We start from the raw sequence: 24,538 nt of genomic DNA on the forward strand, positions 1-24,538 counted from the left end.
GCCTCAAACGGACTAGGACGACCCCTATTTTCCGTTCAACCAGGCCGCATGCATGGCGGATTTGGCGATATCCATATCGACCTTGGTCAGATCCATGACAGTCCAGCCGCGCTCACCCCACTTGTTGGGAACGGGTACAAAACAATCGGGGTGCATTTCGCATCTGAGCTCTTGCTCTTCAGGAAGGAGCAAAAGGTTCACCGTGGCTTTGTCCGGGGCCAGTGTTGCAAAATTCCGTTTCACCTTGAAGGCTGCCCGATCAAAATGCGGTTTCTCCGTCACACCATCCAATGACAGGGCGATTTCTCGCAACTCTGAGTCTGAAACAGCCATTGATGGTACCTCCTGAAATTCGTACTGCCATCTCACCGGTCAGGCTTTGCGATGACAGATGACCGGCAACCAGGTGTAGCCGTGCACAAATGCGCTCGACGTTCGACTGGGTTCGTCGATGACCTCGATATGGGTGAAACGTTGCATGATTTCTTCCCACAAGATGCGCAACTGCAGTTCGGCGAGACGATTGCCGTAGCAGCGATGGATCCCGAAACCGAAAGAGATGTGATCTTTCGCCTGCTTGCGGTCGATGATCAGCGCGTCCGGATCCTGCTCCCAGAATCTTTCATCGCGATTGGCAGAGATATACCACATCGCAACCTGATCGCCTTTTCGGATCGTCTTGCCGTGCATGGAAACGTCTTCCAGCGCGGTGCGCCGCATGTAAGCAAGCGGCGTTTGCCAGCGGATCATTTCCGATACCATATTGGGTATGAGGCCGGGGTCATCCCGGAGCTTGGCATATTCATCCGGAAATTTGTTCAGTGCATAGATACCGCCAGACATCGTGTTGCGGGTTGTATCATTGCCACCGATGATCAGCAGCAGCACATTACCCAGTAACTCCTGGGGGGACAGATTTCTGGTGGCCGGTCCGTGGGCGAGCAGGCTTATCAGATCATTCGTCGGCGGCGCGGACTGGCGTTCGGCATATATGGTCGAAAATGTCCCCAGGCACGCATTGAGTTCCTGCAACCATTGCTCGCGCCCGCCGGGACAAATATCCGGATCAAACGGGTTGGTTGTGACATCCGACCATCGGGTCAGTTCCCGCCTTCGTTCCTGCGGATAACCGAGCAATGTCGCCAGCATCATGGCCGTGAGTTCCGTTGATACGGCTTCGACCCAGTCAAACGGCTTGTCATCAGGCAGTGAATCCAGAACCGCCCGGGTGCGTTCTCTGATCAGCGGTTCAAATTCATTGCGCAGCAGGGCGGGGGCAACAGCCGGCTGCATCGGTTTGCGCTGATTCCAGTGATCGGGTTCGTCGGCCGAAATAAAGCTCTCAGCGGTGAACTCCTCCAGGGGTTTCCCTAGTGTGATCCCCCCGTAGCTGGCGTCGGATGAAAAACGTTTATTGTCCACGTCAACCGCTTTCACATCTTCATAGCGGGTGATCGACCAATAAGGACCAACCGGGCTGTCCGGTGTATAATGCACGGGGTCTTCCTTGCGCAGCCGTGCAAACCGGTCCCACATCTTGTGCTGCCGCCATTGTTCAACATCGACAAAATCAATTGCGTCGAGATCAATTTCACTGGCCGGCTTCACATAATCATCGCGCTCCAGATAATGCGGACGCGCCGGTTTCCGGTAACTGATCCTGGGACGTGGCAAGTGCTGCACAGGAACGGTTTCGGCCATATTCTTCCTCCAGATGGTCGAGCGACATGATGTTTATCGATTCCCGGTCCTGACGTCTATGGAGGAGAAATTTTCGCAGGCACGTACCGGGCACCGGTGCTGCTCGAGCATGCCGGGGCTTGAGTCCGTGAACGGGGTCGTTGCGGGACGGGCCCGATCATGCAGGGCAGGTTGTCACTCGCTGCGTGTCTGAGCTACCCGATCAAATAATCGTCAAATTTCGGCTGCTTGATTTTGTCGTAAAATTCCGGAACCTTCCAGGGAAGTCGAACGGATGAGCGGCCATGTTTGTTCATATAATATCCGCCGCCGCCATTTTCGATTTGATAGACCCATGTGGAGGAACGCTCATCCAGTTCCTTGTTGAACGCGTCATACGCCTCTCTCCTGAGCTCAAATGACGAGGCGCCTGTTTCTATCGTGTGCGTTATGATTTCGCAGAAATATTTGGTGAAAAGCTCGATCCAGCTGTGATAGCTGCCCGCGACCAGGCCTGAATTGGGGCCATAGATCATTGCGAAATTTGGAAAGCCCGGCAGCATGGAGGTTTGATAGGCGCGGGGGCCGTCCACCTTCCACAGATCATCGAGATTGGATCCATCGCGGCCGATATAATCAACAGGCCACAGGAAGCGTTCTACCTGAAATCCGGCGCACAGCACGACAAGATCAAAGTCTTTTTCCGATCCGTCTGCGGCCACAATTCCGGTTTCCGTAAAATGGTCAATCGGTCCGGCCACCAGATCGACATGGTCGAGCGTGAGGGTCTTGTACCAGTCATTGTCGACGACCGGGCGCCGGGCCAGCGGCGCATAGTCGGGCACGAGCTTTTCATAGAGCTCTTTGTCTTCACCTACCGATTTGTAGATATAGCGTTTCAATATCTCGCGCAGCTGGTCATTTCGTTCGTTGAACAGGCCGCCATTGGCAACCCATTCCTCGTCAACCTCGTTGATCCCGTCCATGCGGAGCTGCGAAATATGCTCGGAGAAGACAAACCAGTTTCGGTATCCGGGCATATTATCCATCAGCCAGTGCAGGTGCTCCGGCACCTTGTCCCGGTAACCGGGCATCTTCATGATCCAGTTGGGCGTCCGCTGATAGATGGTCAGCGAGGATGCTTTTTCGGCAATGCCACGGGTCATTTGCGATCCGGTTGAACCGGTGCCGATAATTGCTACCCGTTTTCCGGTCAGGTCATAGTCATGATCCCATTCGGTCGAGTGGAACATTGCGCCCTGGAAATCTTCAATGCCGTCAATTTTCGGCATTTGCGGCGTGCTGAACTGGCCGCTGGCGCTGATGCAGAAATTGCTTTCGATCACTTCGGTCTGGCCATCCGGGCCTTCCAGAGTGAAGCGCCACTTGTTCTCGTCTTCAATCCAGTTCGCCGTGTTGACCTTGGTGCCAAGCGTGATTCTTTTGCGCAGGTCATATTTGTCGACGATATAGTCGATATATTCCTGCAGCTCGCCCTGGGTGGCGAAGAAGCTTTTCCATGGATAGCCGAGTTCGAATTTATACTGGTACAGAAATGATGTCACATCGACGCGGGCTTCCAGATAATCGTTGAGCCACCATGTCCCGCCCAAACCGCTTTGCCGTTCAATGATGCGATAGTTGATGCCCAGTCGGTCCATTTGAATGCCGGCCAGAAGACCGCTGAAGCCGGCACCAATGATCGTGACGTTGATCTTGTCCAGTTCCTCCTGTGGCGGCCTGTTTTTCCATTGGGGAAAACGAACCGTTTCATCAAAGGCCAGATCGCCATAGGCATATCCCTTTTCAGCCTCCGACAGGGTCCGCCCGCAAAACAGGTCCATCAGAGCGTTGGCTTCTTCCCGGGTCGGGATGACCGGAGCATCGACATCGCCGGACAGGTATTCGACCGCCATTTCGCGAATCCGGTCGTGATGTTCCTTCTCGACATTGGTATATTTGAAAGGATTGCCTTGCCGCAATTCGCTGCTGACCTTCATGGCGGCAAGTTCGGGATCGCCGGTTTGCTGATACAGCGCAAGACGCAGGGCATTCACGTCTGCCGCGCCTACTGCCAGTTCAATAAATTCCTTGTCCGGTTTCGCATTTGCCAACACGGTTCATCCCCTCGCCAAACTTTCAAGCCTTTAAACGAGATATATGTGTTTCATATAAAATGCAAGCGCGACTTTGGGCAATTGCCCTGGACGCAAACAATCTATACGAGATGCTAATGACCTGTTTAAAGCATGGAAGGCTGGGGGTGCATGAGTAACGAACCAACGGGAACCGCCGCCACGCCTTATACCTGGTACGTGATCTGGTTGCTGTTTGCTATCAACATGCTCAACTATGTCGATCGCATGATTCTGGCGGTCCTCATTGAGGACATCCGGCAGGAAATTCCGATGACCGATACCCAGATCGGCATTTTGACCGGACTGGCCTTTGCTGCATTCTATTCGATCGCGGGCGTATTGATTGGTCGCCTGTCCGACCTGTTCAGCCGCAAGAAAATCCTGATGGCCGGTATCTCTGTCTGGAGCCTGGCGACGGCTGTGACCGGATTTGCGGGAAATTTTGTCCATCTGCTGCTGGCGCGGTTGTTTGTCGGGGCAGGGGAAGCAGGCAACACGCCCGCATCCTACTCGCTGCTTGCTGATTTCTGCAATTTCCAGATCCGGCCGATTGCCTATGCAATCTTTTCCAGCGGTGGTTCCATTGGCCTGATGGTGGGTTTGGCGCTGGGCGGCTATCTGGCTGATACCCATGGCTGGCGTACCGCTTTCTTTGCAGCGGGGTTCATGGGCGTGCCGTTCATTCTATTGGTATTTTTCACGCTGCGCGATCCGGAACGGGGAATTCAGGATGGCGTCGAAACCGCAATGGAGGGAACGAAATTCCTGCCCGCTGTCCGGTTTCTGTTCGCCAAAAGAAGTTTCCTGCCGATTGTCTTTGCTTCGGTCTGCAATGCGTTTGTCCTGTTCGGTGTGGCGCAGTGGGTCCCGGCTTTTCTGATCAGGCAGTTCGGATTGAGTGCCAGTGAGGTTGGCCTCTATTTCGGACTGGCCATGGGCGGCGGTACTGCGATTGGGGCCATCGGAGGCGGGCTGGTGACCAACAGGCTGGTCGAGCGCAATGTGTACTGGCTTCTTTTCGTGCCGATGATTGCGGCCATTGCCGTATTCCCATTTTATCTTGTCGTGCTCTACGGAAGCTCGGTTCCGCTTGTGATCGTGGCGGTATTTGCAGTGAATATTGTAGGCTCGATCGGATTTGGTCCGCTCACGGCTTCAATGCAGTCCATCGTTCCCGCTGGCATGCGTGGAACTGCGACGGCATTCTTCGGCCTGGCAACCAGTTTGCTGGGTGTGGGGCTTGCACCCTTCGCTATCGGACTGATGAGCGACTGGCTCGGAGGCGGTGCGCAAGATGCCGCGTCACTTCAGATGGCGTTGACGGTGGCCATATGTGTAGGATTGGGCGCTGCGCTGTTTCTGCATCTCGCGAAATCCACGTTCAAGCCGGATCAGGTGCAGTCAGTCGAAACTTGAGGAAATCATGGATCCGCTGGTTGCAGGCCTTGGCCATCCTCGTTTCATCGGCGTTGAAGCCATGCGGCGCTGCGGGATAGACGGCAAGTGCGCTTTCGTTTCCTGCCGCCAGCCAGCGTTGATGCATGAACAGGCTGTCATCGAGCATGGGATCCAGTTCTCCCACGCTGAAAAGCACGGGGGGGAGGCCGGCAAGATCAGCATAGAGCGGTGAATATTTCGGGTCACTGCGCCTGTCCCGGTCGACACCGGGCAACGCAAGTTCAAAAAACCATTCCATCCATTGCCGCGACAGACCGGGAAGGTCGTTGTCCCAGTTGCGCAGCGAAGGTGTCATGGAGAGGTCTGCGACAGGATAGCACAAGCTTGCCGCCTTGATACGCCGCAACAGGGATGGTTCCTCCCGCAATCGCAAGAGACAGTGCAATGCCACATTGGCTCCGGCAGATTCTGCCACAATCGCGACTGGCAGGTCTGGATGCTTCTCCAGCAAGGCACAGGTCGCTGCATGGGCCACGTCCAGAATTTCAGGCAGCTGATGTTCCGGGGCCAGGGGATAATCGATGGTGACAAGTGTCAGTTTCGTCTTTTGGGCGATGCCCGCAAGATAGGGATCCTGTTCATAGACCGACCCCATGGTCCAGCCGCCACCGTGAAAATGCAACGCAATCCCGCGCGCTTCCTCCACCGGGAAAACCCGGGTTTTGATGGTCCGGTCGGCCAGTTCCAGATTCTCTTCAAACGCTTCGGAATGCAGGGGCGGCTTGATTGAACCATCCTTGTTGTAGATCCGGAAGTTCCGCAGGATTTTCGGATCGACCGAGCCGGGTTGCGGCATCTTGTCTGCGGACTCCCGCAACCGGTCATTGGCTTTCTCTTGCTCTTCCAGAAACGTGTAGAGCTTGGGATCAATGTGGGAACTGTTTTTCACTTGGATTTCCTGCTTTCTAACCTGCCGGGGGACTGTCGGCTGCCATCGCATTGACGATGCCGCCATCCACGGGAAGGGTGGTGCCAATCACATAGTCTCCGGCTTGACTCGCCAGATAGACTGCGGCTGCGGCCATATCCCCGGCATTGCCGATCCGCCTTGCCGGAACATTTTTTGCCATCTGTTCGCCATGGTCCCGCGCCGCCTTGTTCATGGTCGATGCGAAAGGGCCCGGTGCGATACCGGACATCACGATATTGTCCGCGATTAATCGGGATGCCATTTTGCGGGTGAGATGGATAACGGCAGCCTTTGACGCCTGATAACTGTATGTCTCCCAGGGATTGATGCTGAGACCATCAATCGATGCCACATTGAGCACCTTCGCCGGCCGGTCGGCAGTTGCCGCGGCCTTCAACAACGAATGCAAAGCCTGCGTCAGAAAAAACAGCCCTTTCACATTGGTGTCCATGACCTTGTCCCAGCCGGCTTCGGGAAAATCGAGATAGTCCTCCCCCCAGGCAACACCGGCGTTGTTTACCAGTATGTCGAGATGTTGCTCGCGATCGGCCAGTTCCACCGCGAGGGTCTTGCACCCCTCCACCGTGGAAATATCTCCGCAAATATATGTGCAGTCTGGGCCAAATTCTTCTGCCGCAGCCTGGCCCTGGTCTCCCTTGCGCCCGGTGATATAGACTTTCGCGCCCTGGACCAGAAACCCTTCGGTGATCATCTTGCCGATCCCGCGCTGACCGCCGGTAACCAGCGCAACGCGTCCTTCAAGAGAAAACAGCTTTTCAAGATTCATGTGTCTGCCTCCGGGTTATTGTCGCAGGTTCCGGATTCCGTAACGGGTTGGTCAGCATCCGACACCTCCGTCGACCAGAATGGACTCTCCGGTGCAGAATGAGGACTCATCGCTGGCGAGAAACAATATGGTTTTCGCAACTTCGTCGGCCGAAGCCGTGCGACGTAACGGGACATCCGGAATCTGCTTGTCCCGGGCAGCGCGATCAGGGTCAATCATGTCAATCATCGGCGTGTCCATCATGCCCGGCAAAATGGCATTCACCCGAATGCCGTGTGGCCCCATTTCCTTGGCTGCAACGCGGGTCATGCCGATGATGGCAAATTTGGTGGCGGTATAGGCGGCGGTTGTCGGTCGGGCGTGATTGAAAGCCACCGAGGAGACATTGATGATGGAGCCACCTTTTTGTTCCACCATGTACTTGCCGATCTGGCGCATGCCGAGAAAAACGCTGCGCTGGTTGATGGCGATGACACGGTCCCAATCGGAGATGTCATGTTCGATGATGCTGCTGCGGTGCAGGACTCCTGCATTGTTGACCAGAATATCGATCTGGCCATGGCTATCGAGCATGTCATTCGCAACTCTTTGCCAGTCGCTTTCGCTGGCAACGTCGTGAGAAAGGAAGGTAGCGCCCATGTCTGCTGCTACCCGGTGCCCCTCCTCGTTCAGGACATCCGTGACCACAACCCGGGCGCCTTCCGCTGCCATCAGCCTTGCCGCCGAGGAACCGAGTCCCCTTGCTCCGCCCGTGACCAGTGCAGTTTTTCCGTCCAGCCGTCCCATGACAGTCCTTTTTTGCGTGTCAACAACAAGCCATGTTGATTCTTTAAACGAAACATGATTATATTGTATAGAGAATCAAATTCAACAGGAATCAGGAGAATCATCAATGGCGACCGTGCTGAAGCAATCCGGGGGATTGAGCGTTGATGAGGAATTTATCCGTCGGGCGCTTGATCAGGCGCAGATCAACGCACTGCGCATAGCGCTGTTCCAGCAGACCCGTGACCCCGAGCTGGAGGAAATGGCCGCGGTGCGTACGGAACTGCGCGGGACACCCTATGAGTTTCCGAAAATTTCCAAGGAGCACGCGGCGGTCATCAAACAGAAGGCATTTGAATATCTGCGCGATCGTGATCCCGCTTCTCCGTCGGTGATGCCGTCGCGGGAAGAAGCCGCGCACATGATGGAAATGTTCAACGGCAAGAAAATCTCCGAGCAGCATGTCGACTATGGCTGGGGAGACCTGGCCTTTGCCGATAACGGATTTGTGCGGGCCGCCCGCTGGAAGAACAAGCCGGCTGATGAAGAGCTGGACAAATTTCATGTCACCATCATTGGTGCCGGGTTTAGCGGGTTGATGGCCGCGATACAGATGCAGCAGCTGGGTCTGAAATTTACGATTATCGAACGGCAGGCAGGACTGGGCGGGACCTGGTATTTGAACGATTACCCGGAAGCACGTGTGGATATTACGTCGTTCATATATCAATATAAATTTGAACAGGATTACCCATGGAAAAGCCATTTCGCCACACAGGGCGATCTGCGTGATTATGTGGACTATATTGTCGACAAGCATGGACTGCGCGAACATATCCGGCTGAATACCAAGGTGACGGGCTCGGTATGGAATGAGGAAAATTCGCGCTGGGACATCACGACGGAAGATGGTGACGGCAACAAAGATACTTTGAACAGCCAGTTCATGATCAGCGGTGCCGGTCTGTTCAGCACACCGAAATTGCCGCAGATTGAAGGTATCGAGAAATTCCGGGGCAAGATGTTCCACACCACCGCCTGGGATCACGATTATGACTACACAGGCAAAAGGGTAGCCGTGATCGGGACCGGTTCAACGGGATCGCAACTGGTGCGCGGCGTGGCAGCGAAGGCGTCGCAGCTGACCATTTATCAACGCACACCCAACTGGGTGAATCAGGTGCCGGGATATCGCAACGAAGTGACGCCTGAGCTGCGCTGGTTGCTGGACAATATGCCCGGATATAAAAACTGGTTTTCCTATCACCACACCGCGTCAGCGATGCAGGTGGAAGCCTTCCAGTATCTCGATGACGAGTGGATAGAGAAGGGCGGCGTGGTCAGCGAGAAAAACGAACAGCTGCGCCAGATGCTTCAGGGCTATATCCGATCGAAAGTGGGTGACAATGACGAACTTTATGAGCAGCTCGTGCCTGACTATGCCCCGATGTCGCGTCGACTGGTCGTCGACAATGACTGGTATGACAGCCTGTTGCTCGACAATGTCGATCTGGTGAGCGGCCCTATTGACCATTTTACCGAAAACGGGATCGTTTCCCCCGACGGCACAGAGCGCGAGTTTGACCTGGTCGTGCTGTCCGCCGGTTTTGATGTGGAACGCTATCTGTGGCCGGTCGAATATGAAGGCCGCGATGGGACAACGCTGGAAGATCTCTGGTCTGAAGACGGCGCGCGGGCGCATCTGACGCTGACCATACCGAAATTCCCGAACTTCATCATTCTCTATGGCCCCAATGCCGGGGCGGTGACGGGGAGTTTTCACAGCTGGATGGAGTGCCTGACACGCTATAGCTGCCGGTTGATCACCGAAACAATTGAGAGCGGGAGCAAAACGTTCGAGATCAAGGAAGACGTGTATCTCGACTATAATGATCGGCTGGACAAGGGGCTCAAAACCCTGCTGCTGGAAAATCAGGGAGCCGGCGGCGGCTATTATCTCAACAGCCATGGCCGGCCCGGTGTGACCCAGCCGTGGACCTTTGACCAGTTTTACGAGATGATCCGCGAACCGGATTTCGACGAATATTCCATCCGCTAGTCGGGGCATCAGTTCGTCAGTAACCCGCATTTCTCTGCGGGGCAGACGGCTTTGAAAATCTGAGAGGAAATGGACGTGGCAAAAACGATATTGATTACCGGATGTTCCAGCGGACTGGGCGTGGCTCTCGCTTTGGGTGCAGCCAAAAACGGCCACAAGGTTTACGCAACGATGCGCAATCTCGACAAGCGCAGGGTTCTGGATGCCGCAGCCGCGGAGGCAGGTGTCGACCTCGAAGTGCGCCGGCTGGATGTACAGGACATGGCCAGCATTTCTGCGGTGGTCGACGAAATTATCGCGAATGACGGGAGGATCGACACACTGATCAACAATGCCGGGATGGGATTTGTCCGGACGGCGGAGCAGGCGAGCGAAGAGGAAATGCAGCAAGTCACCGACATCAACCAGATGGGCGTCATGCGCTGCACCAAAGCGGTGTTGCCACATATGCGCAAAGCCAGGTCCGGCCATGTGATTGCAGTGTCTTCGGTGGGCGGCCTGGTCGGGCAGCCGTTTAACGAAATCTATTGCGCGACCAAATTTGCCGTTGAAGGGTTTATCGAGGGGCTTGCCAGCTATGTCGGCCCGGCCTTTGGCATCAACTTCACTGTTGTTGAGCCGGGGGGGATTGCCTCGGAATTTGTCAACAATGTGATGGCGCATCTGGAGTCCACGGGAGGCTTGCCAGAAGATGAGTATTTGCCGCTCTTTGGCCAGTATCGCGACACCATGGGAGCGACCGAATGGGAACACAGCCCCTATCAGACTGCGGACGACGCAGCAGCGGCAGTGCTCGAAGTTGTTGAATCCGACGACCCACCTGTGCGCAAGCGAACTTCGCCTTGGGCGGAAGAGATCTGTTCACTGAAAACCTCGGCTGATCCGGATGGCAAGAAGATGCAGGCGATGGTGGTCTCGGATTTTCTTGGGCTGAAGTAATCGGTCTCGAAAAGTGTGTACTGGAATGAGCGGACAGGACCGCAAAGTTGTATTGATGGGTGCCAGCGGCGCGGTTGGCTCGGCTGTGCTGGACCGGCTAATCGCGATGCCAGATGTGGTGCAAGTGACACTGCTTGACAGAAGAGCCATTGAGCGCCCGGCTCAAGACAAAGTTGTCGCTCATGTAGTCGATCTTCGTAACCCTGGGTCATATGCTGACTTAGTCGATGGTCACGATTCCGCGATCTGTACGGTCGGCGTCGGTGATCCGTTCAAGGTCTCGAAGGAAGAATTCCAGGCTGTCGATTTCGATATACCGATGGCTTTTGCGACCGCATGCCAAAAACGCGAAGTTGGGCATTTTGCAATGCTCTCATCAGTAACTGCCGATCCGGATGCGCGAAACAGCTACGTCCGCAGCAAGGGCAGACTGGAAGACGCTCTCGCAACTCTTTCGTTCACGCGCCTCAGTCTCTTCAAACCAGCCATGATCCTGACGCCACAACGGCGATACGGCTGGGCTGTTGAGACGGCGCTTGCTATCTGGCCTGTTATAGGTCCATTGTTTCAGGGGAGATGGCGCAAGCTGCGCGGAATCAAGGTATCTCGCCTGGGCGCGGCGATGGCAAACAACATTGTCACCGATGGCTTTGGCGTCGAAAAACTGGTCTGGGAGGATTTCGTGAAGCTCACGCCGGATAACGATTAGTCAGTTCCCGACTAACCAAACCAGGCGAACTCGATTGGACACAGCGTCATGCGGATCATCAAAGGCATAACAAAAATACTGATCCTGGTATTGATCATTATCGGTGCCAGTGTCGGGTTGTTCATGAATTTCGCGCCATCCGTGGGCGGGGATGTCGAAGGAGAGCGGCTGGCGAGGGTTGAAAAGTCGCCGCACCACAAAGATGGCGAGTTCGACAATGTCCTGCCGCCCAGCCCGACCGAGCCGGGCTGGATCCGGGAACAGATTGAAGGACAGTTTTTCGGCGACGAACAACGCTATCCGCCAGCGCCCATACCCCTTGTGGAAATCCCGGCAGGCTTATTCGAGGCGCCAGTGGAGCCCGGTCTGCGCGCCATCTGGCTGGGACATGCCAGCAGCTATCTTGAAATCGACGGGGTGCGTATCCTGATTGACCCGGTTTTTTCCGACTATGCTTCGCCGCTGCAGGGAATGGGGCCAAAACGGTTTCACAAATCACCGATCGACTTGACGAACGTGCCTGAAGTGGACGCCGTGCTGATTTCTCACGATCATTATGACCATCTGGACATGGAAACGATCAAGGCTCTGGTGGCAAAGGGCGCGAGAATATTCGTGCCACTGGGTGCGGGCACCCATCTCGATCGCTGGGATATTCCGGCAGATGCCTATACCGAGTTTGATTGGGGGCAGTCGCAGGCAATCAATGGTGTTCAAATCATCAGCACCGAAGCCCGGCATTATTCCGGTCGCGGCCTGATGAACCAGCGGGAGACCTTCTGGTCTTCCTGGACTTTGATCGGCCCCGAACACCGCGCCTATTATAGTGGCGATACCGGATATTCCGGCCATTTTGTTCGGATCGCAAGGGAATATGGCCCTTTTGATCTCAGTATCATCAAGATCGGTGCCTATGGGCCTGGCGCGGCCTGGACGGACGTGCATATGAGCGCGGAAGACGCAGTGCAGGCCCATGTCGATCTGGGGGCAAAGGAAATGCTGCCGGTCCACTGGAGCACGTTCAACCTCGGATTTCATGCCTGGAATGAGCCAATTGAACTGGCCCGCGCCGCAGCTGATAAGCAGAATATCCTCATGCATGCCCCGCGCGTTGGCGAACTGGTTGAAGCAGGAACAAATTTCCGGTCAATTGTCTGGTGGGATCTGAAAGCCGGAGAGGATGCGCGTGATCGCTAAAGCGAACGGCCGATCACTTCCTTCATGATTTCAGACGTGCCACCATATATCCGCTGTACCCGCGCATCACGCCACAAGCGGGCAATCGGATATTCGTTCATATAGCCAGCCCCGCCATGCAGCTGCAGCGCGGCATCACAGCATTTCCACTGGATTTCGCTGTGCCACAATTTGGCGGCTGAACCTTCAACCGCCGTCAGCTCGCCGGCGATATGCCGGGTGATGCACCAGTCCAGATGCGCCCAGCCTACCTGCAATTCGGCGGCAAGGTCCGCCAGCGTGAAGCGGGTGTTCTGGAAATCAAACACGGTCTTTCCGAAGGCGCCGCGTTCCTTTGTGAATTTGACCGCCTCATCAAAGGCACGCTGTGCTCCGGCCTGAGCGGCGGCAGCGATGCTCAGGCGTTCCTGGGGCAGCTGGCTCATGAGATAGGCAAAGCCCAGTCCCTCTTCACCGAGGCAATTGGTTATCGGCACACGGACATCTTCGAAAAACAGTTCCGAAGTGTCGGCAGAATGTTGCCCGATCTTGTCCAGATTGCGGCCCCGGCCAAAACCTTCCCGCGTGGCTTCGACCAGCACCAGAGAAATTCCCTTGGCGCCGAGTGAAGGGTCGGTTTTTACCACCAATATGATGAAGTCGGCATTCTGGCCGTTGGTGATGTAGGTTTTGGACCCGTTGATGACATAGTGATTGCCGTCTTTTTTGGCGGTGGTCTTGATGCTCTGAAGGTCCGAGCCGGTTGACGGTTCAGTCATGGCAATGGCGGCAATTGCCTCGCCGGAAATCATTTTGGGAAGCCATTCCTGCTTCTGCTCTTCAGACCCGTAGGCAAGGATATAATCCGCAGCGATATCAGATTGCAGACCCAGTCCGGCTGAAGATCCGGCATAGGTCATTTCCTCGTCGATAATGATGTTATAGCCAAAATCAGCGCCGAGCCCGCCATATTGCTCAGGCATTGTCGGGCAAAGCAGACCGGCCTCGCCACATGCGCGCCAGAAGTCTCGGTCGATGATTCCTTCCTCTTCCCATCGATTGAGATTGGGGTGGAGTTCCCTGTCAAAGAACTTGCGGACCTGGTCCCTGAAGATCGCATGATTTTCGTCAAAGGCCGTGCGGTTTTCGGTCTGCAGCATGGGTGACTCCATCAGTTTCGATTATTTAACTGTACATACAAGTATGTAAATTGACGAGTATGTCAATCCCGTGTTAGTGCACCTGCAAACGTCGGGCAGAAAGGAATCATGGCATGCCGGAATTCGACACGATCTTATATTCTCGGGAGGAAGGCATCGCGACGATCACTCTCAATCGTCCGGAGCACATGAACGCGTTCAATCCCCAGATGACCAAGGATCTGCTGGCAGCATTTGACATCACCGACAGTGACGATGAAGTGAAAGCGGTTATCGTGACCGGTGCTGGTGACAGGGCCTTTTGCGCCGGGGCGGATCTGGGGGCGGGTGGCGACACGTTTGACTATACGGCCTATGACGATGCTGACAGTTTGCCCAAGGCGGGCGACGTGTATCGCGATCTGGGCGGACTTGTCACGATGCGGATATTCGACAGCCTGAAACCCGTTATTGCCGCATCAAATGGTGCAGCGGCTGGCGTGGGTGCTTCGATGCAGCTGGCCATGGACATCCGGATCGCTTCCACAAAAGGCCGGTACGGCTTTGTGTTCGCGCGCCGCGGCATTGCACCGGATGCAGCAGCTTCCTGGTTTTTGCCGCGCATAGTCGGCATATCGACGGCCCTGTCATGGACCTATAGCGGACGTGTTTTCGGGGCTGAGGAAGCCTTGAAAAAAGGTCTGGTTGAATCTCTGCATGAGCCGGAAGACCTGCTACCCGCAGCTCGCGCAATTGCCCGGGAGATCGCAGACAATTGCGCGCCGGTCTCCATTGCTGTCACGCGGCGGCTGATGTGGGAAATGCTGGCGGCCGAACATCCGATGGAAGCCCACAAGGCGGACAGTCGCGCGATCCAGTCGCGCGGTGCGTCAGCCGATGTCCGCGAAGGAGTCGCCGCTTTTCTGGAGAAGCGCCAGCCTGACTATCCCGATCAGGTTTCCCGGGATTTCCCCGAGATGTTTCCCGACCGGCCGAAGCCTGCCTTTGGCTGAGCAGAATAATTCACTACAACGAAAAGAGGAATGCCATGCGACTGAACGAACCAAGGGTCCAGCCCGTCACTGACGAAGAACTAAACGAGGAACAGAAATCGATACTGGACGGCTTTAACGAGATTGCCAGGAATCTGAAGCTGTTCCGGACGATCCTGAAATATCCTAATGCATTCAAGGCACTGACTGCCTGGGGCAACTACATCCAGTCCAAAAAGAACGATCTGCAAGGGCGGAAAAAGGAAATCGTGGTCCTGCGCACCAGCTGGAACACCAAGGCTGCGTACGAATGGTCTCATCACAGCCGGATCGGTCTCCATGCTGGCCTGACGGCAGACGAAATCGAGGCGATCAAGAAGGATCCGGACGCGCATGACTGGGATCCGTCCGAACGGGTTCTGATCAAGGCGGTCGATGACCTCTATGCCGATGATTTTGTCACCAATGAAACCTGGTCCGAAATGACGCAGCACTATTCCGAAAAGGAGATGATGGATATCGTGATGACCTGCGGCCACTACACCCAGATCAGCCGGATCTGTAACAGCTTCGGGATCGGTCTCGACGAGGGCGCACCACGCGATGAGGATCTGGTCAAACTGGCCTGATTTCCAGCAGTATTGGAAAGAAAAGCCCGGCATTTGATGCCGGGCTTTTTTGTTTAGCTGGCTGTCGCAGTTACCGCTTTAGCTTTGCGTCGGGACAGGGCTTTCACAAGCCGCTGATGCAGTTTGACGTCGATCGGATAAAAGAAAATGAACAGGAAGCTGAGTCCATAGCCCACCATCGGGCCAAGGAAAGTGAGAGCGCGAATGCCGGTCAGTGCTGTTTCCGTCTGCTCCTGCTGGGCGACATATCCAGCCGCTCCCAGACCCAGACCCAGCAGGCCAACACCAATGCCGGTGGCGGACTTCAGCGCAAACTGGTTGATCCCGAAGATCACCCCGTCATCTCGCGCGCCGCTCCGGAATTCGCCAAATTCAACCGTGTCGGGCAGCATCGACCAGTACGTCACGACGATCGCGCTCAGGCAAATACCGTCCAGAACCCGGAACAGAATGATGGTGGGAATGTCGGTCGGCCCGATGAGAAAGGCGAGGCCGCCAAGGACTGTATAACCCCCGGCTCCGATCAGCCATACCGTCCGCTTGGCCAGCCAGCGATAGGACATGGACCAGAGCGGTGAGGCAATGGCGGCCGCAACCAGGCCGGAAGAGAGCACTGCAGAGATCCACCCCGGTTCGCCGGCATTTTGCGAGACATAATAGACCGATGCTTTGTTGCCGATTGAGCTACCTGTGGCGCCGCAGAGAACCCCGCCACACATCAGCCAGAAAGCGTAGTTTTTCTTCAAAAAGGTCAGGGTTTGACCGAAGCTCAGCGTCTTTCCGCTGTTCGAGGCAAAATCCAGTTCAAAGCTGGTGACGAAGGTGATGAGCATGATGATGACGGCAAGCAGGCCATAGAGCATGCTGACCTTGAGGAATCCTGACTGAAGGTCATCGGCATTGAACCAGTTGGCTAGATTGAGCATCAGCGCTGCGGTGAACAGCCCTGCCAAAATTCCGGCACTGGTCTTGTATCCCGCTAGCTTTCCCCGCTCCCGACTGTCAATCGTCATCACCGCCATCAAGGAGGAATAGGGGATGGCGACCACCGTATAGAGTGTTCGAAAGAGCAAATGGAACGCGAAGCTGGCCGCGACAATTGCGGTTGGAAACAGCAAGGGGGCGGCAAACATTGCCACAAAGCTCAGCGCGAGAAATGGTGTGCCAAACAGCAGATAGGGACGGAAGGAGCCAAATCGCGATCTGGTGCGGGTCGCGATCATGCCCATCAGCGGATCGGTGATGCTGTCCCAGATAAGTGGCAGCATGAAAATCAGGCCCGCGACTGCCGGATCGATCAGCAGCACATCGGTGTAATAATAGAGCAGATACAGGTTCAGGCTGGTATAAGTCAGGCCCAGGGCAAAATGCCCGGCGCCATAGCCAAACATGTTTCGGGGATTGAGTTTTTGTTCGGCCAAACCTGTGCTCTCCTCCGCACTGATTAGCTTTTATGATTATAAATAGCAATATTATTCGATACATAGATGTCTTGTATATAAGGAGGCCGATCGCAAACTCGCATTTTCGTTCCCGGCTGCTATAGCTGATCTCGATGAGGCGACAGATGATGGAAGTTTGTACATGGCTACAGTGACCGCAAAGACAGATGGCACAGAGCCGAAACGCGCGCCCAAACTGGGCCAGATCAACCGGACCAAGGAGCAGGTGCTTGACGCCACAGCGGATCTGCTGAAGGAAATTGGCTATCGCGAACTGAGTATCGACCGCGTGATTGAACGTAGCAGTGTCGCCCGATCGACCATTTACCGGCACTGGAACAATAAAGCCGAGCTGGCGATTGAAGCCTTTGACCGGGCTTTGGGACCGAATCCGCCAACAGCCAATCTGGGTTCGGTCCGCGAAGATCTGATCGCCACTTACAAACGATTCCCGAAAATTCTGGAGCGGAGCATTTGGGGCACGATGCTTCCGTCAATCATCGAAGCATCGAAGACGGATCCCGCTTTTGAGGGATTGTTGTCGAACTTTGTCAACGCACGAAAAGAAAATATGCGTGAATTATTCAATCGCGCCATCGACCGAGGGGAGATCCGCAAGGATACCAATATCGAATGGGCGATCGATACTCTGAGCGGGTTTTTCTATCACCGGCTCTTGATGACCGGCGAAAAGCTCAACGAAGACGGCCTTGCCGAATGGCTAGCTGACAGCGTGCTCAGCCAGATCAAAAGCTAACCAGAAAGTATCGGATTGACGTTCCTGCGACGCCTTTGGCGTTCGGTTCAGGCTGGACAGCTATTATTAAACGATATAATGATGTTCGTTATAGATAAATCATCGAAAGTAGGCCTGTGAAAACAGAGACAGACAAGTCCGTCATCCGCAACAGTTTCCGGGAGCAGGCTGCTCTGACCCAGCTGCATCGGTGGATTGCCTTTTGCCTGGCGGAGGATGCTCCGTCTGAGCGGATCGCCGACCTGCTGGGAGAACAGAGCAAGCTGATCATCGGTGAGGATACTGTCGCGGAGGGTCCGGCCGAGATGATTCAGCTGGCACGATCGACCGGTATTTCGGCGATAATCTCACCGGATGTGGCAGTGGTTGGCGACCTTGGCGGAGATTTCGGCATGCGCGCCGTCGGCCGGAGCACCACGGGTACCCGTGCCTTCCAGCAAATCACATTTACCTTTGACTGGACGGATTGTCTGGAACCCCTGTTGCACACCATTTCCTATTCCGAACCAGGAGGCGAAAAGCCGGTCATTGAACCGATTGAGCCGATGGCCAGCCGGTTGCTGAGTGTCAGCCATCGCTGGCATGTTCTGGTGGAGGATCCCGAACGGACGCCAGAGCCGTTCCAGGAGATCATCAGCGAAGATTTCGTCATGGAATATGGCCACGGCGCCGTGCGCTCTTATGACGAACTGGTGGACTGGGTCACCGGGTCAGCGTCTTCGGTCGGCGCATCTCGGCATGATCTTGTCGGCCTGAAATGTGAAAGACTGGGCCCTGGTGTGCACCGCGCGGAGTTCGTGCTCGACTGGAATGGCCTCACGCATGATGGCAAGAATATGACAGCGCAGACCAGACATACATGGCGCATTCGGGATGTACCGGCAGCCCGTTTTCCGGTGATCGAACATATCGATGTGGAATTTCTTCAGCCTTTCAAAGTGATTGAATAAGGAGCCCGGCGATGGAATTTGATGGCAAGGCCATGGTGATAACCGGCGGAGCAACCGGAATCGGGTTTGCACTGGCAAGGGCACTGGGCAACGAGGGTGCGGCTGTCATCATTGCCGAACCGCGTGAGCATCGATTGCAGGAAGCGGTGGAAAAACTCTCCGGTGAAGGGATCAGGGCAGACCATTTCGTCTGTGATGTGACCGATCTCGCACAAGTCGAGGCCTTGGCCGACTTTGCCTGGGATCAGGGGCGTCCGGTTGGCGGTATCGTTAATAATGCGGGGGTCGCACATCCCAGAAGCCGCATGCACAAGGAAGCGATGGATGATGTCCGGTCGCTGTTCGACGTCAACTTCTTCGGCGTCTGGCATGGATGCTCGGTCTTTGCGCGCCGGCTGGCCGAACAGGGCACACCAGCCGGGATATACAATACCGGTTCGGAAAATTCCCTGTTTGTTGCGGCGCCCGGCAGCGCCGCCTATGTCGCCTCCAAACACGCGGTGCTGGGACTGACTGATGCGCTGCGTGATGAAGTTCCGGAGTATATCAAAATCGGGATTATCTGTCCCGGCTTCGTGCAATCCGAACTGGTGAGCAAGGAGCTGATGCCGATGGCGATGCCGGCCGACAAGTTTGCCTCCATCATCGTCCGTCAGATGAAGGATGACCGGTTCTTCCTTGTGTCCCATTCCTACAATATTGAACGAGTGGATCACCGACATGCGGAAATAACGTCCGCATATGAAGGCTATGCCCCCCGATATGACGGGGATGAGGAATATGACATCCGCACGCTGATCGAGAAGCTCCGGGCGGCCCAGAGCGCGAAGGCGGAGCTCGACTAGTCGAAGTCAGCCCGCGACCAGCATTTTCGCCGTGACATAGTCCGGCTTGCCATTGGGCATGCGGATTACTTCATCCGTGGGCATGACTTTCTTCGGTATCTTGTAGGGCGACAGATGCTCGCGCAGAAATGTGCGGACAGCCTGTTCGTCAAACCCGTCTTTGTCAGCGAGTCGGACAACGGCTGTGACGGCGCTACCCCATTGCGGATCGGGAACACCGAAGACCAGTGCGTCTGCAATATTGTCATGGAGCTTGAGCGCTTCCTCCACTTCTTCCGGAAAGATTTTCTCGCCGCCGGAATTGATACAGGCACTCCCGCGTCCGTGCAGGGTGATCGATCCGTCCAGTTCCACCGAGCAGATGTCACCGGGAACACAATATCTCTGACCGCCAAATTCCCGAAATGTTTCCGCCGATTTCACCGGATCGCCGTAATAGCCCAGCGGCAGCAGTCCACCGCGGGCAAGCAAACCGGTTTCCCCGCTACCCGGTTTCACTTCCGTGCCATCTTCCTTGAAGACGCGGCACTTTTCATTGATCTGGAACTTTGCGGTCTTGACCTCGCCATCAGCCGTCATTGCCGAAGAGCCCAGCGCCATGGCTTCAGAAGACCCTAGGGAATCGACGAGCGTAGCCCCCGGAATATGCTTCAGCATCTCCTGCTTGGTCGCCATGCTCCACATCACGCCGGAAGATCCGATGATTTTCAGCGAACTGGTATCATAGGATTTCTGTTCCAGTGCAGCGAGGAGCGGCTTGGCGAAAGTATCGCCGACAATACCGAGGGCATCGGCCTTGTGCTTCTCGACCAGTTGCCAGTGTCTCGGGGCGTCAAATGACCCGCTATTGTCGGTCAGAATCACGTGTCCGCCATTGGCGAAAGTGGTTAAAACTGCCGTAAAGGCGGTTCCGTGCATGAGCGGGGAAGCGACCAGGGGCCGGAGATAGCCTTTCGGTTCGTCCAGCTTCGCAACGATGTCATCCACCGAGCCGGACCGGTCTTCCTTGCCAAAAAGCGGGCTGAGCAATGCCCCGCCAATATCCGCATGAGCCCACATCACGCCCTTGGGCTTGCCGGTGGTTCCTCCCGTATAGATAAAAAGCTGATCCTCGGGTGACCGGGTAATGTCGAGCGTCGAGCTGTCATGTGCCCAGATCAGCCCTTCCAGATTGGCCGCGCCGAGATCATCCCCATCTGCTGCAGTGGTGATCAGTTTGACACGTGAACGGCACGCGTCACTCAGCCCTTCGACACGCTCCCGCAACTGGTCATCATAGACCAGTGCGGCGGCATCCGAATCATCCAGAATATATTCGAGTTCCTTTGACAGGTAGCGGTAGTTGACGTTGGCATGGACAAAGCGGCCTTTGAAACAGGCGGCGAGAAGTTCGAGATAAGGCGCTCCGTTGAAGAGCATGAAACAGACCTTGTCGCCGGGTTTCAGGCCCATTTCCTGCAGTCCCCGGGCGAGGGCATTCGAGCGGGCATCAAATTCCGCCCAGGTCAGGTCGCCATCGTCGCCAGATATTGCCAGGCTGTCGCCGCGATGCCGCGCCACGGCATCCAGCATGTCACCAAAATTCAAAGCCATTGTCCTGCTCCAGTGTAACCGGGTTTCCGACAGGTCATGATATCAGGACTGTCGTGCCCCGGGTAAGAAAAAGCCGCCCCTCCGTCTAACGAGAGGGGCGGCAATGAAATCAACGGGAGAGTCGATTTCAGAACTCGAAGCGAATTGTGCCGCCATAGGTTGCCGGCTGATTGGGATAGCCGGCAATCGTACCATCCTGGACGGCAACCGGGAAAGCTCCGGTAATATACTCGTCGTCAAAGATGTTGCGGCCCCAGAAATTGACCGACAAGCCATTGCCAAACTCAAGGCCCGCCGCAACATTGACCTCGTTGACAGTCCGGGAGATGGCGCCGGTATTATTCTCCACGCGCACCCTGCTCTCATGCTGGTAGTCCGTCCGCAGGAAGCCTTTCCAGCCGTTGGCAAATTCGTGATTATATGTGGCCGAGGCGGAAATTGTATGGCTCGGAATACCGGCTGGCCGCGTCCCTGACAGGTCGACGCCCGCCGCGAAATTCGGGAAACTGTCGAACAGCGGATCCAGATATGTATAGGCAAAGGTGAAGACGAACGGATCAGCTGGCCGGATCGTGGCATCCAGTTCGAAGCCTTTGACCGACTGTTCGTCGGCGTTCAGGAAGGCAAAGCCAGTACCGGTAAAGACCGTGCTCTGGAAATCCTCGATCGTCTGATCAAAGGCGGCAAAATTAACCACAAGCGATCCCAGATCGGCCTTGGCTCCGACTTCATAAACGATCACGTCTTCGGGTGTTGCAAACCGTGTGCCGGGTCTGGTGTCGCGGCTCAGGCTCCAGGACGTGGCTTTGAAGCCGGTAGCCACACTCGCATAGACATTGAATTCCGGCGTGATTTCATAGGCTACCCGTGCCGTCCAGGTGATCTTGTCGTCCGACGACCGTCCGGTTTCGTTCGCATTCGGAATCGCGATCAGTCCCGGCAGGAACGCCGCCTGCAGGCCTTGCAGGAACCCGGCAAAGGCAGGCAGAGGCTGTGGCTGGGCAAAAAGCGGTGACAGGTCCGTGTTGGAGAACGGATCCAGCGGGAGACGGCTCATCAGTTCCACGCGTTTTTTGTCATAGGTATAGTTTGCACCGGCCGTCACTGTCAGCTCGTCGGTGATGTTGAAGTCCAGCTGACCGAATATCGAGAACGAGTCATTGCTCTGATCAAATGACTCGAAACTGCCGGTTCCGTTGGCGAAAAAGGTTCCGACCGGGAGCGCCAGGGCGGTTTCCACATCTGACAAAATCGTCGGGGAAACCCCAGCCAGAAGCGTATCGAAGAACGCGCGTCCATCCGGTCCGAAAATCACCTGGGATTCGATGTCGATGGTTTCGTGGAAGTAGAAGCCGCCGATCATCCAGTCGAGAAAACCATCCGTGTTCGATGTCAGGCGCAGTTCCTGGGTGAATGTCTTGTATTCCCGATCCGATGGCGACACACCGAAAACAGCGGCCGAGGAGAAATCGGTATCCACACTCGTGAAGCTTTCATTGCGCCGATAGGATGTGATTGACGTCAGGGCAAAGGTGTCGAAATCTACATCTGCCTTGAGCGAAATACCGAGGTTCGAGATTTCCTGTCCGGGCTGGACATCGGCAAATGCCGTATAGCTGAACGGATCGGCCGGAACGATGGATCCGCCAATTGCCGGAATGAGAAGCCCGCCAACGCCGGGTTCAATGTTGAGACCCATGCAGCAGACCTCGTCAATTTCGTCATAGTCCGCTTTCAGCCGAAGTTTTACGTTGTCGGCGGGTTCGATCAGCAGATCGCCCTGGATCGCCCAGCGATCGACATTGTTGAGATCGGTATCGTTGAACAGGTTCCGGATGTAGCCGTCACGCTGGTTGAAGCTGCCGGAAATGGCCAGCGCCGCCAGGTCATCAGCAATCGGGACATTGACATAGGCCTTACCGCGAATCAGGTCAAAATTGCCGTAACTGATTTCCGCGCTGCCGCCGAACTGATATTCAGGTTCTTTTGTCACAACGCTGACCACACCGGCAGAAGCATTCTTGCCGAACAGGGTCGATTGCGGTCCCCGGAGGACTTCAACGCGCTGAATATTGGGAAGGTCGGAAATCGCAGCGCCCGACCGCGAACGGTAAACGCCATCGATGAATACACCGACGGAAGGCTCGATACCATCCGCATTGGCGCCGTTGCCAAAACCGCGAATGAAGAAGTTGGTTGCGACCGCATTCTGCCGGGTCCGCACTTGCAGAGAGGGGACGACTGATTGCAGGGACGTCAGATCCGTGATCCCCGCGCGCTCAATGGTGAGCGCATCGGTCACAGTCACCGCAACAGGCACTTCCTGCAGCGTTTGCTCGCGTTTTGTTGCCGTCACAACGATGATATTTGAATCATCGGCATCTGCAGCATCCCCCTCTGCCACCTGCGCCAATACAGGCTGGGCCGCGAGCATCAAGGCCACGGTGGATATGGATGAACAAAATCGAACTGCTTGCTTCCTGCGCATTTTTCTCTCCCAAAATCACTTCGGTTTTATACCGAACTATCTTGTTCTTTATAGAGACCCATTCACAGCGTCAAGTTTTATTCAACACACAGGTATGTTCCCATATTTGTGTGATGTCTTATTGCAACATGTCTGCTTGTGCAGCAGCTAAATCTATGACAAAAAGGGATAATAGATTCAGTCGCAGAGCTGAACTCAAGATTTTCGGTGCACGAATGACCTTTATATCGAATACAAGTGTATTGTATGTGCCCATTGGCTGGATTAACCGGATTATGTCTTCAACTATCGTGAGTCGCCTATGTCCATTTCCCGTTTTGACCTGACCGATCGTGTCGCAATTGTCACCGGGGGAAGCCGGGGCATCGGGCGATCGATCAGTCTTGCGCTTGCCGAACACGGGGCACATGTCGTGATTTCCAGCCGGAAACATGATGCCTGTGAAGCACTGGCTGCAGAGATTGTGGAACGTGGTGGAAAGGCGACGCCCTTCGCAAGCCATGCGGGTGAAGTGGACAGCCTTCGTCGGCTCATAACCGATAGTGCTGACCAGCACGGCCGGCTGGATATCCTGGTCAACAATGCCGCGGTCAATCCCTGGTTCGGCCCGGTTGTTGACCTTGAAGAGGAAGCTTACCAGAAGACCGTAGATGTGAATGTTCGCGGGACGCTGTTTGCATCCACCACCGCAGCCAGGATCATGAAGGAAGCGGGCAGTGGTGTGATTATCAATACCAGCTCGATAAATGCCAATCAGCCTGTTGTCGGGCAGGCCATATATTCCATTACCAAGGGTGCAATCGAAACCATGACCCGCTCGCTGGCGAAGGAGCTGGCACCGTCGGGCATCCGCGTGAATGCGATCCTTCCGGGTGTGACCAAAACCGATGCCCTGCGTGATCTGTTCAGGGACAGCGATGAATTGCCGGCGGCGATGAAGGCGGCCATTCCGATGGGGCGTCACGCCATGCCCGAGGAAATGGCAGGGGCGGCCGTGTTTCTCGCCTCTGATGCATCCAGTTACATGACGGGAGCATCACTGGTCATTGATGGCGGCCTGACGATTTAGCCGGCCATCCGGG

Annotated in this window: 21 protein-coding genes; 11 read left to right on the forward strand and 10 right to left on the reverse strand. The window is 55.5% G+C overall.

Annotated features, from left to right (window positions below; genetic code table 11):
- Positions 1–24: 24 nt before the first annotated feature.
- From BUQ90_RS07010 to BUQ90_RS07020, 3 genes are all read right to left on the reverse strand, one after another.
- A complete protein-coding gene (locus BUQ90_RS07010; protein WP_074204313.1) occupies positions 25–333 on the reverse strand; it encodes an MmcQ/YjbR family DNA-binding protein in 309 nt (102 codons plus the stop codon).
- Positions 334–372: 39 nt separating this feature from the next.
- Positions 373–1,701 carry a cytochrome P450 gene (locus BUQ90_RS07015; protein ID WP_074204314.1) on the reverse strand — a complete coding sequence of 443 codons (1,329 nt, stop codon included), beginning with the start codon at positions 1,699–1,701 and terminating at the stop codon, positions 373–375.
- A 194-nt stretch (positions 1,702–1,895) separates the two neighbouring features.
- Positions 1,896–3,797, reverse strand: a complete 1,902-nt coding sequence (locus tag BUQ90_RS07020; protein WP_074204315.1) for a flavin-containing monooxygenase — start codon at positions 3,795–3,797, stop codon at positions 1,896–1,898.
- Positions 3,798–3,947: 150 nt separating this feature from the next.
- Between BUQ90_RS07020 and BUQ90_RS07025 the strand changes: the two genes are divergently transcribed.
- Positions 3,948–5,234 (forward strand): spinster family MFS transporter, encoded by a 1,287-nt coding sequence (locus BUQ90_RS07025; RefSeq protein ID WP_074204316.1) that lies wholly within the window; start codon positions 3,948–3,950, stop codon positions 5,232–5,234.
- Here the strand turns inward: BUQ90_RS07025 and BUQ90_RS07030 are convergent.
- From BUQ90_RS07030 to BUQ90_RS07040, 3 genes are read right to left on the reverse strand one after another with little or no spacing between them, the layout of a single operon-like run.
- Complete coding sequence (locus BUQ90_RS07030) at positions 5,200–6,165, reverse strand: alpha/beta hydrolase (RefSeq protein WP_074204317.1); 966 nt, start codon at positions 6,163–6,165, stop codon at positions 5,200–5,202. The two genes, BUQ90_RS07025 and BUQ90_RS07030, sit on opposite strands and share 35 nt — an antisense overlap.
- Positions 6,166–6,181: 16 nt before the next feature.
- Positions 6,182–6,973 carry an SDR family oxidoreductase gene (locus BUQ90_RS07035; RefSeq protein WP_074204318.1) on the reverse strand — a complete coding sequence of 264 codons (792 nt, stop codon included), beginning with the start codon at positions 6,971–6,973 and terminating at the stop codon, positions 6,182–6,184.
- Between the two features lie 51 nt (positions 6,974–7,024).
- A complete protein-coding gene (locus tag BUQ90_RS07040; RefSeq protein ID WP_074204319.1) occupies positions 7,025–7,759 on the reverse strand; it encodes an SDR family NAD(P)-dependent oxidoreductase in 735 nt (244 codons plus the stop codon).
- A gap of 106 nt (positions 7,760–7,865) precedes the next feature.
- Here BUQ90_RS07040 and BUQ90_RS07045 point away from each other — a divergent pair, with 106 nt between their 5' ends.
- From BUQ90_RS07045 to BUQ90_RS07060, 4 genes are all read left to right on the forward strand, one after another.
- On the forward strand, positions 7,866–9,797 hold the full coding sequence (locus BUQ90_RS07045; RefSeq protein WP_074204320.1) for a flavin-containing monooxygenase: 1,932 nt from the start codon (positions 7,866–7,868) through the stop codon (positions 9,795–9,797).
- Positions 9,798–9,872: 75 nt separating this feature from the next.
- A complete protein-coding gene (locus tag BUQ90_RS07050; RefSeq protein WP_204244747.1) occupies positions 9,873–10,736 on the forward strand; it encodes an SDR family oxidoreductase in 864 nt (287 codons plus the stop codon).
- A gap of 25 nt (positions 10,737–10,761) precedes the next feature.
- Positions 10,762–11,445 (forward strand): NAD(P)H-binding protein, encoded by a 684-nt coding sequence (locus BUQ90_RS07055; RefSeq protein WP_074204322.1) that lies wholly within the window; start codon positions 10,762–10,764, stop codon positions 11,443–11,445.
- Between the two features lie 48 nt (positions 11,446–11,493).
- Positions 11,494–12,642 carry an MBL fold metallo-hydrolase gene (locus tag BUQ90_RS07060; RefSeq protein ID WP_074204323.1) on the forward strand — a complete coding sequence of 383 codons (1,149 nt, stop codon included), beginning with the start codon at positions 11,494–11,496 and terminating at the stop codon, positions 12,640–12,642.
- On the opposite strand, the gene BUQ90_RS07065 is transcribed toward BUQ90_RS07060, so the two are convergent.
- Entirely contained in the window at positions 12,639–13,781 is a 1,143-nt protein-coding gene (locus BUQ90_RS07065; RefSeq protein ID WP_074204963.1) for an acyl-CoA dehydrogenase family protein, read from the reverse strand. The two genes, BUQ90_RS07060 and BUQ90_RS07065, sit on opposite strands and share 4 nt — an antisense overlap.
- A 113-nt stretch (positions 13,782–13,894) precedes the next feature.
- On the opposite strand from BUQ90_RS07065, the gene BUQ90_RS07070 reads away from it, so the two are divergent.
- Both BUQ90_RS07070 and BUQ90_RS07075 read left to right on the forward strand, forming a co-directional pair.
- Positions 13,895–14,773, forward strand: coding sequence for a crotonase/enoyl-CoA hydratase family protein (locus BUQ90_RS07070; RefSeq protein ID WP_074204324.1), 879 nt, complete (start codon positions 13,895–13,897; stop codon positions 14,771–14,773).
- A 35-nt stretch (positions 14,774–14,808) separates the two neighbouring features.
- Positions 14,809–15,381, forward strand: coding sequence for a carboxymuconolactone decarboxylase family protein (locus BUQ90_RS07075; RefSeq protein WP_074204325.1), 573 nt, complete (start codon positions 14,809–14,811; stop codon positions 15,379–15,381).
- A 53-nt stretch (positions 15,382–15,434) separates the two neighbouring features.
- On the opposite strand, the gene BUQ90_RS07080 is transcribed toward BUQ90_RS07075, so the two are convergent.
- The gene (locus BUQ90_RS07080) at positions 15,435–16,802 is read right to left on the reverse strand and encodes an MFS transporter (protein WP_074204326.1); all 1,368 of its coding nucleotides are present in this window, start codon (positions 16,800–16,802) and stop codon (positions 15,435–15,437) included.
- A 163-nt stretch (positions 16,803–16,965) separates the two neighbouring features.
- On the opposite strand from BUQ90_RS07080, the gene BUQ90_RS07085 reads away from it, so the two are divergent.
- The 3 genes from BUQ90_RS07085 to BUQ90_RS07095 all read left to right on the forward strand — a co-directional run bounded on the left by BUQ90_RS07085 (position 16,966) and on the right by BUQ90_RS07095 (position 19,375).
- Positions 16,966–17,580 carry a TetR/AcrR family transcriptional regulator gene (locus BUQ90_RS07085; protein ID WP_074204327.1) on the forward strand — a complete coding sequence of 205 codons (615 nt, stop codon included), beginning with the start codon at positions 16,966–16,968 and terminating at the stop codon, positions 17,578–17,580.
- A 116-nt stretch (positions 17,581–17,696) separates the two neighbouring features.
- Positions 17,697–18,530, forward strand: a complete 834-nt coding sequence (locus BUQ90_RS07090) for a hypothetical protein (RefSeq protein ID WP_074204328.1) — start codon at positions 17,697–17,699, stop codon at positions 18,528–18,530.
- An 11-nt stretch (positions 18,531–18,541) separates the two neighbouring features.
- The gene (locus tag BUQ90_RS07095) at positions 18,542–19,375 is read left to right on the forward strand and encodes an SDR family NAD(P)-dependent oxidoreductase (protein WP_074204329.1); all 834 of its coding nucleotides are present in this window, start codon (positions 18,542–18,544) and stop codon (positions 19,373–19,375) included.
- Positions 19,376–19,381: 6 nt separating this feature from the next.
- Here the strand turns inward: BUQ90_RS07095 and BUQ90_RS07100 are convergent, their stop codons facing one another.
- Both BUQ90_RS07100 and BUQ90_RS07105 read right to left on the reverse strand, forming a co-directional pair.
- On the reverse strand, positions 19,382–20,968 hold the full coding sequence (locus tag BUQ90_RS07100; RefSeq protein WP_074204330.1) for an AMP-binding protein: 1,587 nt from the start codon (positions 20,966–20,968) through the stop codon (positions 19,382–19,384).
- Positions 20,969–21,095: 127 nt separating this feature from the next.
- Positions 21,096–23,456: a TonB-dependent receptor gene (locus BUQ90_RS07105; RefSeq protein WP_074204331.1), complete on the reverse strand. Its 2,361-nt coding sequence runs from the start codon at positions 23,454–23,456 to the stop codon at positions 21,096–21,098.
- 301 nt (positions 23,457–23,757) lie between these two features.
- On the opposite strand from BUQ90_RS07105, the gene BUQ90_RS07110 reads away from it, so the two are divergent.
- Positions 23,758–24,525, forward strand: a complete 768-nt coding sequence (locus tag BUQ90_RS07110; protein WP_074204332.1) for a glucose 1-dehydrogenase — start codon at positions 23,758–23,760, stop codon at positions 24,523–24,525.
- Positions 24,526–24,538: the final 13 nt, after the last annotated feature.

Source organism: Parasphingorhabdus marina DSM 22363, from assembly GCF_900128895.1.
Taxonomy (GTDB): Bacteria; Pseudomonadota; Alphaproteobacteria; order Sphingomonadales; family Sphingomonadaceae; genus Parasphingorhabdus; species Parasphingorhabdus marina.